The 10937-nt window shown below is 62.8% G+C and carries 9 protein-coding genes and 1 tRNA gene; 5 read left to right on the forward strand and 5 right to left on the reverse strand.

Annotation, left to right across the window (positions count from 1 at the left end; genetic code table 11):
- The first annotated feature begins 268 nt into the window (after positions 1-268).
- The 3 genes from Q8K99_00230 to Q8K99_00240 all read left to right on the forward strand — a co-directional run bounded on the left by Q8K99_00230 (position 269) and on the right by Q8K99_00240 (position 2335).
- Complete coding sequence (locus Q8K99_00230) at positions 269-1360, forward strand: hypothetical protein (protein ID MDP2180982.1); 1092 nt, start codon at positions 269-271, stop codon at positions 1358-1360.
- Between the two features lie 79 nt (positions 1361-1439).
- A complete protein-coding gene (locus tag Q8K99_00235) occupies positions 1440-1781 on the forward strand; it encodes a helix-turn-helix transcriptional regulator (protein MDP2180983.1) in 342 nt (113 codons plus the stop codon).
- On the forward strand, positions 1778-2335 hold the full coding sequence (locus Q8K99_00240; GenBank protein ID MDP2180984.1) for a hypothetical protein: 558 nt from the start codon (positions 1778-1780) through the stop codon (positions 2333-2335). Before Q8K99_00235 ends, Q8K99_00240 begins: the two co-directional genes overlap by 4 nt.
- Positions 2336-2818: 483 nt before the next feature.
- On the opposite strand, the gene Q8K99_00245 is transcribed toward Q8K99_00240, so the two are convergent.
- Genes Q8K99_00245 through Q8K99_00255 form a run of 3 tightly spaced genes read right to left on the reverse strand, consistent with a single transcriptional unit; the run spans position 2819 to position 6726 of the window.
- Positions 2819-4837, reverse strand: coding sequence for a S9 family peptidase (locus Q8K99_00245; protein ID MDP2180985.1), 2019 nt, complete (start codon positions 4835-4837; stop codon positions 2819-2821).
- A gap of 43 nt (positions 4838-4880) precedes the next feature.
- Positions 4881-6110 carry a hypothetical protein gene (locus Q8K99_00250; protein MDP2180986.1) on the reverse strand — a complete coding sequence of 410 codons (1230 nt, stop codon included), beginning with the start codon at positions 6108-6110 and terminating at the stop codon, positions 4881-4883.
- 16 nt (positions 6111-6126) lie between these two features.
- On the reverse strand, positions 6127-6726 hold the full coding sequence (locus tag Q8K99_00255) for a cytochrome b (protein MDP2180987.1): 600 nt from the start codon (positions 6724-6726) through the stop codon (positions 6127-6129).
- Positions 6727-6848: 122 nt separating this feature from the next.
- On the opposite strand from Q8K99_00255, the gene Q8K99_00260 reads away from it, so the two are divergent.
- Positions 6849-7553 (forward strand): response regulator transcription factor, encoded by a 705-nt coding sequence (locus tag Q8K99_00260; GenBank protein ID MDP2180988.1) that lies wholly within the window; start codon positions 6849-6851, stop codon positions 7551-7553.
- A complete protein-coding gene (locus Q8K99_00265) occupies positions 7550-8890 on the forward strand; it encodes a HAMP domain-containing sensor histidine kinase (protein ID MDP2180989.1) in 1341 nt (446 codons plus the stop codon). The genes Q8K99_00260 and Q8K99_00265 overlap by 4 nt, the downstream gene beginning before the upstream one ends.
- A gap of 535 nt (positions 8891-9425) precedes the next feature.
- On the opposite strand, the gene Q8K99_00270 is transcribed toward Q8K99_00265, so the two are convergent.
- Both Q8K99_00270 and Q8K99_00275 read right to left on the reverse strand, forming a co-directional pair.
- Complete coding sequence (locus Q8K99_00270; GenBank protein MDP2180990.1) at positions 9426-10559, reverse strand: site-specific integrase; 1134 nt, start codon at positions 10557-10559, stop codon at positions 9426-9428.
- Between the two features lie 94 nt (positions 10560-10653).
- A tRNA-Arg gene (locus Q8K99_00275) sits at positions 10654-10730 on the reverse strand.
- Positions 10731-10937 lie beyond the last annotated feature (207 nt).

The following is a 10937-nucleotide window of genomic DNA, read 5'->3' on the forward strand; positions in this document are numbered from 1 at the left end:
CCGCCGTCGCAACGCCCGCCTCCTGCTCACGCAGGATCCCGATGATCTGCTCTTCCGTGAACCGTGATCGCTTCATTCTGTCCGTCCTTTCGTGGGGCGGACTCTAGCTATTCCTGGAGGAGTTTCAGGGGGTCACGTCACTGTCGATGCCAGCCATACGCTCCCAAACGGCGAGCGGCTGGTTGCCTATTCTCCCGGTAACAACCTCCTCTCAACCGGCTGCGTCCTGCTGCCCGCAAGCCTCGGGGACTTTGAGGACAAGGGGGACTTGGTACGAGACGTTCAAGCCTTCCTGCATCGCTACGTCGATCTCTCGCCGGTGTTTGAAGAGATCGCGGCCCACTATGTCCTCCTGACGTGGGTGCATGATGCCTTCAGCGAGCTAGGCTACCTGAGATTCCGGGGTGACTACGGGACAGGCAAGACTCGGGCGCTGCTGGCAGTCGGGTCCATCTGCTACAAGCCCTTCTTCGCCTCGGGCGCGTCCACCGTCTCGCCGATTTTCCATGTGCTCGATGCCATCGGCGGCACGCTGGTGCTGGACGAGGCCGACCTCCGGTTTTCTGACGCGACGGCCGACCTGACCAAGATCCTCAACAACGGGACGGTGAAGGGGCTTCCGGTGCTTCGGACGATGACCAACCGCCATCGGGAGCTCAATCCGCACGCCTTCCGCGTCTTCGGCCCCAAACTCCTCGGGATGCGTCAGAGCTTCGCGGACAAGGCGCTCGAAAGCCGGTTCCTGACTGAGGAGACCGGCAATCGACCGCTCCGCTCAGACATTCCCATACATCTGCCAGCAAGCCTGCATGACGAAGCTCGCGAGCTGCGCAACCGGCTCTTGGCTTGGCGTTTCCACGCGCGACACACTGTCGGGCCTGATCCTTCCCGACTGGTTTCAGGGGTCGAGCCGCGGCGAAACCAGACCGCGCTTGCGCTTCTGTCGATCATTGACGACCCGGCTGTACGCGAACGGATTGCGGGCGAGCTCGTGGGCGAAGAGGCGCGCGTGCTCAACGAGCGCGCCTCCTCTGTCGAAGCCACGATGCTCCGCGCCCTGCAAGGCGCACTCGAAGCCAGTTCCGACCCAGTGACCATTGCGGACGCCACCCGGCGGTTCAATGCGAGCCAGGCCGAAGGCGAAGGACCGGTGAGCAACAAGTGGGCGGGATGGTTCATCCGCACGAAGCTGCGCTTGCGCACCCAACGTCTGCGCGGCGTGTACGTCGTGCCGAGAAGCGAGACGAGAGCGATCACTACGCTCGCGACTCGCTTCGGTGTCGCTCACGCGACGGATGTCAGTGACGTCACAGCGGCTGGATTTGCGCGCGAAGCGCGCTCGTATGCGCCGGGCGCATAAATTGCCCCCGTGAATAACCGCTGATCTCGGGCGATTATGGAGACAGCGACCCCTTAGATCGCACCTAACCCGTTCCGCTATGCCGCACCTCACCTATGTGCGCCGGACCCGTCGGCGCTGGGCGCTCTCTCAGTCGGAGCTCGCCCTTCTGTTGGGAACATCCCAGAGCATTGTCTCTCGTCTCGAAGGAGGCGAATCCATCCCTGACGCCACGCTCGCGTTTCGCCTGCAAGTCGTCTTCGGCCATTCCCCGCGTGCGTTGTTTCCCGGTCTCTATGGAAGCGTCGAAGACGCCGTCATGGCGAACGCCACGAAACTGGATCGGTCGCTCGGCGAACGCCAGGACTATGCGACACAGACGAAGCGCCGGCTCCTCACGGCGATGGCGCATCGCGCCGGGAGTAACCGCCGCTCTGCATGATGGAGCGCCCGCAGCACATCACTCTTGCGATCTATCCAGACCGCAAGGGCTTTGGCTGGGTCGCCTTCACCGGGCCGTTCGCCGTGTTCGATTGGGGCTTGGCCTGCGCCCGCCGCAACAAGAGCGCCGTCTGCCTGGCGAAGATCGAGGCTCTGCTCGAACGTCTGTCGCCGGAGACGCTGGTGCTGGAAGCCTTTGAGCGCCCCAGCGCCAAGCGCGCTGACAGGCTGATGCGACTGTGCCGGGCCATTTCGGCTCTCGCTGCTGATCGAGGGGCGGAGGTCGCCATCTACACCCGCGCGGACGTTGCCGCCTGCTTCCTTGATGTCGGCGCTCGAACGCGGGACGAGATCGCACGGGCCGTGGTCCGCCATGTCGACGTGTTCCGCCATCGCTTGCCGAAACGCCGAAAGCCATGGCAGGCCGAGGACGCGCGCATGGCCCTGTTCTCGGCCGCTGCACTCGTTCTCACGCACTATCGACTCGGCACGTCCTCGCTCTTCGACTCGCTGTCGTCTGACCATCCTGCATACCCCGATCAGCCTCAGCCTTGATCGCTTGCTGGCCCGCTTTTCGGACAGGGCGAGTGGTCAAGGATCGCCCCTCGGGCGACCGCTTCGCGGCGGCGCTCAGCGCCGTCCTTTACCAGGAGGACTGTCGGAAAAATCCTCGCTCAGGCGATTGAACGGCAATCACCTCGGCTATGCACGCCTGTTGATTGCCGCCTCATTCGGGCTGGTTTGGACGTGGGCAGCTTAGAACTTTTCGATCATCTCCACGCTCGTGCGGCAGTTCTTCGCGTTGCAGCACTGGCGGCGAGGGTCCGCGTTACGGCAGGGCGTGCATGACTGGACCCGACCCGAAGCGGACCTCCCGGAGGTCCGCTTCGGGGAGATGGGCTCCCAATGGTTCCTTCCGATTCACCAGAGAGCGCGTACATCCGTACCAGGGTTTCGCAGCCGGTCTGGGGGCCCCGCTCGCCTCGACGTCTGTTTCGCCCCTGAACTCCGGAAAGCTCTATAAACTGTAGTAACCGTTCATGGCGTTTCGGCGTTACTGCCCGAGATGTTCGCGGCGACTTGCGGGTCGCACGCAATTGAGGCACCCGCAGCCCGTAAACTCCTCAGTGCGGCTTCCACCGTATTCTCCACCCCCGGCTGAACCGGGGTGCCGAGCTGCGCGCCCAGGAACTCCTCTACCGCACGGTTCACGGCCAGACCGGTCTCTTCGTTCCCGAAGCTGTGCCCCTCATTTCCTGCGAGCAGATAATCTACCGGCACGTTGCGCGCTCTAAGGGCGCAAACGATCTGATCCGATTGAGCCTGGGTAACGCGAGGATCGTTCGCGCCCTGGAAAATCAGTAGTGGCACTCTGATGTTGGCGGCTCGCGGCAATGGTGACCGGGCTGCCATTTCCAGTCGGTCGGCCTCGACTGACGGGTCGCCAACGAACCGATACCAGGATCGAGGAAGGAAGGGTCGCCACGAGGGAGGGAACGCTTCGACGAGCGTGATCAGGTCGACAGGGCCCGCGAAGTCCACGCCGCATTTGAAGCGTCCAGCGTCGCGCGTAAGTCCCACCAATGCCGCGTAACCGCCGTACGAGCCGCCCATGATGCAAACGCGCTCCGGGTCAGCAATGCCCTCGGCGATCGCCCAATCCAACGCATCGATAACGTCGTCCGACATCGCCGCGCCAAACTGACGAACGCCGCCCTCAAAGTGTTGGCGTCCGAAGCCCGTTGATCCTCGAAAGTTGACCTGAAGTACATTCAGGCCGCGGTTCGCCAAAAGCTGCACTTCTGGCTCGAAGCCTCCCATGTCGCGAGACCAGGGGCCTCCGTGCAGGGAGATCACAGTGGGGCCGGGACCGGAGCCGGGGTGAGGCTGTGTGACATAGACTGGAAGTTGGAGTCCGTCTCTCGCGGCAACTAAGTGGAAGGTGCTCGGCACGAATTCCGCATCGGAAAGCCAGGGACGCTGTTCCGCAAGCACCTTCGCCTCACCGTTTCGGTAAAGGATATATCGTCCGGGTCGGTCGCTCCGATCCGAAAAGTAGACTGCCGTGCTCAGATCCGGTGTGGCGCTGTCTAGATGAAGCGACGCATCTGCGCCCACCAAGCGTCGCACACCTTCGACCTGGGTACTGGTCGCACGGTCCGCGGCCCGAACGGTCGCATTTTCGGCGACGCATGTCGTCAAGGCGACCTGACCCTGGAGGTCGAGCACTGCAGCGTCTTCGTCGAACCGCCCGCATCCCTCTGCCGTGAGCTCCTCAGATCGGCCGGTCGCTAGGTCCATCCTAAGGAGGCGCTCCGATGAGCGGTCGCGGTTCGTCCGGATGATCACGTCGCGCCCGTCGGGAGATAGCGCGATCAGTTTCAGACGCTCATCCACCGGTGCCGTGTAAATGGTCCGCCAGAGTGACGACGGGTCCGATCTCGCCAGGATGTCTAGCTTGCCATCAAGCTGGGTGACGGCCCCCACCAAGACGCGACCTTCGGCATCTGCATGGAGCTCGGTGAAACCGATCTCGTTGCGCGCTGTCTCCGTGAGGCGGCCCGTCTCGATGTCCAGTGCGTAAGCGTCAGCTAATTCAGGATCACGGGAGTTTAACGTAATGATCGCCATGTTGGGCCGAGACGTCGGCAGGCGGATCAGCTCGGCTTGAGCGCCGTTGAATGGGGTGAGGTCGACCGGTTCAGCAGTGGGTTCCGTGGGGTCGATACGGAAAAGGTGATATCCTTCATCGCCGCCTGCGTCCTGAAATGTGAGCAGCCACCGTCCGTCGGCAGACCAGACGACGTTGTTGATTGATCGCTCGGCGTTTCGGTAGAGCCGCTGTGTCTGCCCGGTTTCCAAATCCCTGACGACCAGGACGCCTCGACCGGCTTCCATCTCAATGTAAGCGAGGCGAGCCCCGTCGGGACTCACTGCCACAGCGTTGACTGCCGGCGCGCGAGCGAGATCTTCCAGTTTGATGAGTGACGGGTCCGCGCCTGCAAGCGCGGTGCACGCTCCCGCGAGCGCCAATGCGAGTAATGCAGCTTTGAACATGAATCTCTCCCGTTGCCCTATTTGATACTGGAACCGGCGGACTTCAGCCCAATGTGTACTGGCTTCTCACGGCAAACATTTCGGCATCCCTTTCCGCTCGTCTGACCGCCTGCCGTAGTAAGGCGAAGTTCTGGGTCGATGGCGAGAAATTCACGAACTTGTTCGTGACCGTCCGATTGTTGTGAACGATAAAGGTGTTCGTAGTAGTCGGATTGATTGCATTCAGGATTGCGCCGGATGTCTCGTCGGCGACGCTTGTGACATAAGTCACCGCTAGGGCCGACAGGCCGAGTTCCTGTCCAAGTGATGAAAGCCTGGCTTCAATATCCCGTTCGCTCAAGCGCGCCGGATTTGTGTAGATCAAATATCCTTTGAACCGATCTCGGCCCAAATCATTGCTCAACTCGTCGAGCCAGCTCGCCCATGTCCGCACCCCCGCCCAGTCGGTGTCAGCGTTGACCCAGTAGAGAACCCCCGGTCGGTCGCCGTATACGGACATGGGACAAGTGGTCGTGCCCCTATCCGGCCCCCATACATGCTGAGGCTTGAAGGCTGGATTTTCACTCAGGATGGCGCGGCCTGAGTCGGGACTGGGCAAATCGAGCTCTACAGGGAGGGTGATGTTCCGCTCGCCTTCCCACCTGCCGGCAGCTGTCTGACGCAACGTCACGCCGCCGTAGTTGGGGTCCTGATAGATGCCCATGCCTCGCCACCAGTCGGCGGTGTTCCGCCAGAACCGGGGCGTTAGCAACGGGTCGCCCACGAACACGAAGTCGGCGATATTCGTCTCGTGCTTCTGCGACGGAGCCTTCACAACGGCATGGATGTGCGCCGGTTCGTCCCGCGTTGGATACGGCGCGGGGCGTATAGTCTCGATTTCGTATTCCCCCCGCGAGTTTGTCCTGAGCCAGCCGCGCTGCTTGCCGTGCCACCAAGCGTAGCTGTTGCGAGGCTCGTCTCCGCGTTTTGAGTAAGTGCCCGTCTCATCGGTATGATAGGCATACATTATTACGTCCCGGGCGGGGGTGCGGCCGTCGGATTCGAATACGATGCCGCGAAGGTGGACGCGCTCGACCGCAGTTCTTTCGGGAAAGATGATCAGCCGATGCGAAAGGTCGACCGGCGTTTCCCAGAACAGACACCCGCCGCATTCTGGCGGATCTGACGCCGGAGGCCCAGCCGGTGCCGAAACCGAGCCGGCGCGGATCGCAAACAGGCTCGCGGCCGCCGATGTGACGCCCCCTGTCATGACTAATCTGCGGTTCAACTGCATGGCACTACCTCTTTGCCTAGAGCATTCGTTTCCTGATCAACCCGTCTCGCACTACGAACTCATGCCAAAGCGCGGCCGTTACATGCAGCGCGAGGAGCAGGCTGAGCAGCAGCGCACTGTAGTGGTGGACCACCCAGGCGACGTACCGGGATCGAGTGTCGTCTGCGGATGTCTGGAAGACCCGGGGCAGCTCGATTAACCCAAAGAGGTCCATCGGCGCTTTCATCCAAACCCAGAGCACATAGCCGCTGATCGGCATGGTCAGGATGAGCACGTAGATGGTGACATGCGTTACAGATGCCCAGACATGCCGCCACCGAGGCTCCGACGTCGGAGGTGCCGGCGGCCGATGGCCGACCCGCCACAACAGCCTCAGAGTCATCAGACCGAGGATAATGAAGCCGATTTGAAAGTGGGCGTTCAGCATCGGCAGGCCGTCGGCAGGATGACGTTGCCATCCCGCGACCCAACCCAAATAGACCTGCGCCAGGACAAGTGGAGCCAGTATCCAGTGAAGTATGCGCGCGGGGAGCGAATACCTGCCGCCGCCGGGTTCAGAGGGAACGTCGCTTCGGCCGGTGACGGCTGGCCAAGCGGCGTTCCGAGAATCCTCCATGCGCGTCGCCTCCAATCGTCAGAGCGACTCATGGCGCGCTGGTGTATCTCGAATATGTCGGAGTTCGGCGGGCGTCAGTTTCTGACGATTTGCGGATACAATGACTCGCCATAACGAACCCGATGTCCGCTTCGACCAGCACCCTTCTCGTCATTGAAGACGACGTCAGCGTCGCCGAAGCGCTGAGCGAGTTTCTGTCCGAGCACGGCTACGTGGTCCATCTAGCCGGGAGCGCGGCGGCGGCTGACCGCCTGTTGGGCGAGAGGGTCTACGACCTCGTCATTCTCGACGTGATGCTTCCTGGAGAAGACGGCTGGTCCATTTGCCGCCGATTGGCGGCTGAAGGTCTCGCAGTTCTGATGGCCAGCGCTCTGACCAGCACCGACGACCGGATCGCCGGCCTGAACCTCGGGGCGTCCGACTATCTGCCGAAGCCTTTCGAACCCCGAGAGCTGCTGGCGCGCGTAAAGGCGATCCTGCGGAGAAACGGAGTCTCCCGCGAACCGTCGGCGAGAAGCCTTCGCTTCGGCGGGCTGCGCTATGATCCGGAGGACGCCATTCTGTCAGACGCCAACGGGAATCTGGTCACCCTCACCGCAGGAGAACTGCGACTTTTGCAGGCATTTCTCAATCGGCCTGGTCGGCTGATGGACCGCGATGCGCTGCTGGACCAGACTCACGGCGACAACGCCGGCCCTTTTGATCGCGCCGTCGATCTGGCGGTCAGCCGACTCAGACGCAAGCTGACGAACGCCGGTGCATGCGAGGCGATCGAGACCGTACGAGGTCTCGGTTATAGGTTCACCGCGCGGGTGTTGGTCGAGTGAGCCGGGTTTCGATCTTCGCTTGCGTGATAGGGCTCGCGCTTTCCGTCCTGGCGGCGGCCATGACGATCGCCTTCACCTTTCTTCTCGTCCTGCCGCCGCCGCAGCCCGGGCGGATGAATGTCGAGGAGATGGTCTGGGCCCTGCAAGCCAGGCCCTCCACCGTGGTAGAAGCGGGGGTTCGACGTTCGCCGCCGATAGGCCAACGCAGCCGCGTCGTCGAGGCGACGCTGGCAAATGATCTGGGTGTCGCTTCGACGGATGTCAGGGCGGTTTGGATTGGAGAGCCCACCGACACGGGAGCCGCCGAGCGTATCATTTCCGTCGATGGCCGCGAGGTGCTGATCACCGACAGCGGCGCGGCGGTGACGCTTCGTGGCGGGCCTGACGCGAGCGTGCGCCGGGAGACGATCATCCCTCTGTTCATCGGCGCGGTGAAGCTGGAGGACGGACGGTGGCGTTGGGGCGTTCCCCATGACGCGGAGCGAGAAGCCTGGTTCTGGCGGATACTAGCCGCCTTCCTCGTCGGAGGAGCGGTTCTCGCCGCGCCGGTTTGGTTCGTCGCACGCTGGGTGGCGGCACCGATCGAGCGGTTGGGCCGAAGCGCCATGACGGCCGGTCTCGCCAGCGAAGACCCTCTGCCGATCGCTGGACCGCGAGAGGTGCAGGCCACGGCCCAGGCAATGAACGGCATGCATAACCGGCTGGTCGCTCATGCGGCTGAACGGGTTAGAATGGTCGTTGCCGTTGCCCATGACCTGAGGACCCCGATCACGGCGCTTCGTCTGCGGGTAAACTCCGTCGACGAACCCTTGCGCGGGCGCATGACCAGAGACTTGTCGCGGATGTCCGAGATGATCTCGGAAGTATTGGAGTTCGCCGCCATCGGCAGCCGAACCCCCCAGTTCAGCCCGACGGAGATCGACGAGGTCGTTCGTGATCTCGTGGCTTCCCGGCGTGATGCGGGCGCGGACGTCACCACGACAACCCTCGACACTGCGGCGGTGATGACCGACGCTTATCTGCTCACGCGCGCGTTGGACAACCTCATAAACAACGCGCTTCAGCACGCCGGTGCGGCGGTCCTGAGTGTCAGACGAGAGGCCGGCCGGGTCGAGGTGCGCATCGAGGACGCGGGTCCGGGCATTCCGGACGATAGGCTCGACCAGGTCATGTCGCCGTTCGGGACGCTGAACGAGTCTCGCAACCGCGATCACGGGGGAATCGGTCTGGGGCTGTCGATTGTCCTGGACATTGCTCATGCCCTGGGTGCGCGTTTCGAACTCAAGAACATCCGACCCGGGTTGGCCGCGACGCTTTCGCTCCCTCTGAGAGATTGACGGAGCCGCAGCAAGTCCCATGCGGGTTCGGCGAAGTTGGGGTAATGTCGGGATTACTTCCCGGGTTACAGGGACCCGACCGCTGGCGAGGAAGGGCGCGCCGAAACGGGACGCTGAGGTAGGGGCCAGCATAGGTCAGTCCGACATCGACTCCGGTCGTTCGTGCGGAGACCACCCGCCAGCGCCACGCGCCCTCTAAAAGACGTGTGCAGGCCCGATGCTCCGCTGCAGAAAGTCGAGCGTTGCCGTCGCGGCCGCAATGGAGCCTTCGCCGTTGGCGATGGGATCAGCCGCTAGGGGTTTGGAGGATCAGCGCTGTAAAGACGCACCGGTGAAACCCCTGTGCCACAGACGTCGTGGCCAGCTTTGGGGAAGATCAGGGTTTCGACGTCACGCCCCCCGGCCAGCAGCCTCCATTCGGATCTGAAGTCGCCGCGGGCCCGCATCGCCGATATCCTGAAAGCCTTCACCCCCCAAAGAATGCGCCAACCACGTCCAGCACGACGGGTATGCCTCAACTTGAGATTCGGACGCTCTAGCTGCGCCTAACGTTGATCGCAGCGGCGTTCAGGCTGGTTTTGATGTGTGCGGCGTAGAATTTCTCGATCATCTCCACGCTCGTTCGGCAGTTCTTGGCCACCTGATAGATGTCGGCCCCCTCCAGCAACCGCATGCAGATGTAGGTGTGTCGCAGGCTGTAGGCCGTGCGCCGATTGCCTTCGCGGTCTTCCTTCAGTCCCGCACCCTTGAGGACGGTGTTGAACAGGGAAGTTTGCCTGTTGGGGAATAGCCGATCCGTCGGCTCGGGCTTCGCTCGCGCCTTCAGGCGCTCAAAGGGCCGCACGGCGCCCCGGGTTGATTTGCAGTAGCCGACGCCGCGCTTTCCGCGCGCTGCAATCTCCAGAATGCGTTCACCGCTGTCCGCATCATCCACGATCGTCACGTCGCGGTATTCCAGGCGCGCCGCCTCGTCGGGGCGCAGGCCGGTGTTGGCCATGAAGAGCACGTAGTCGTGTAGGTGCTCGGACGCCTTTCGGCGATGGTTCTTGGGGTCGTTCGCGCGAGCACGGGTCGCCGTATAGAGCTTCTTGTACTCCTCGGGCGAAAACCACGCGCGATGGCTGATCTTGCCGGAAGTATTGTATGGCGGCGTCAGGTCAGGCAGGTGCGCCAGCCACCCATGACGGATCGCGGTCTTGAGCACCTGGCGCAGTGTGACCAGCTCATGATGAAGGGTCGTCCGCGCCGGCGGTCGGGCGCTCTGGCGGCGATGGATGCGGTACTCCTGAACGAGACCGGGTGTGATCTCAGAGAGTCCTTGTGATCCAAAAAACGGGTTCAGATGCAGTCTGATCCTGTCCTTGTGGCCGCGCACATAGGCCGGGCTGCGCTCGCCGTCCGTGATGATTTCGTATTCGCGCTCAAAGGCCGCTGCGGCGGTCTTGAACGTCTTCTCCGCCTTCACCTCACCGCGACGGTGCTTGCCATGGAGCTCCAGATACCAGTCCTGGGCGAAGTCCTTCGCGTGCGCGAGGCTATCGGTCTTCGTCGAAACCCGATGATTTTTTCCCGCGAGGTAGGTCGAGCATTGCCACAGGCCGCTGTTTTCGCGGCGGTACACATGGAGCTTGCCGCCCATCAAGGCGTGTTTGGCCGTCGAGGAACTCATGATCGCCATCCGTCAGGCGTGAGCGAGTCCCAATGTGTAAGAGCTGTGTAAGCCAATATCAAGAGTCGCCGAAATGGCTAAACCCTTGAAAGAATGGCGCGCCCGGAACGATTCGAACGTCCGACCCTCAGATTCGTAGTCTGATGCTCTATCCAGCTGAGCTACGGGCGCGATTGGCCGCGACCGGCGAGGGCGGGTATCTCGGGGAGGCGGGGGCGGGGGGCAAGGGCCGTCGGCCGGGTTTTCTGTGATCCTGTCCGACGTCGCGGGGACGGCCTGATGGCGCGGGGGGTTCCGTTCAGGCGGACGGCGGGCCAAGGTGGCGCGCCCTCCCGCGTCCGCCTGAACGAGTCCGCCATGATCGCTCTTCCGCCCCGG

The sequence above is a fragment of the Actinomycetota bacterium genome, from assembly GCA_030682655.1.
In the GTDB taxonomy this organism is placed as follows: Bacteria; Actinomycetota; Coriobacteriia; order Anaerosomatales; family JAUXNU01; genus JAUXNU01.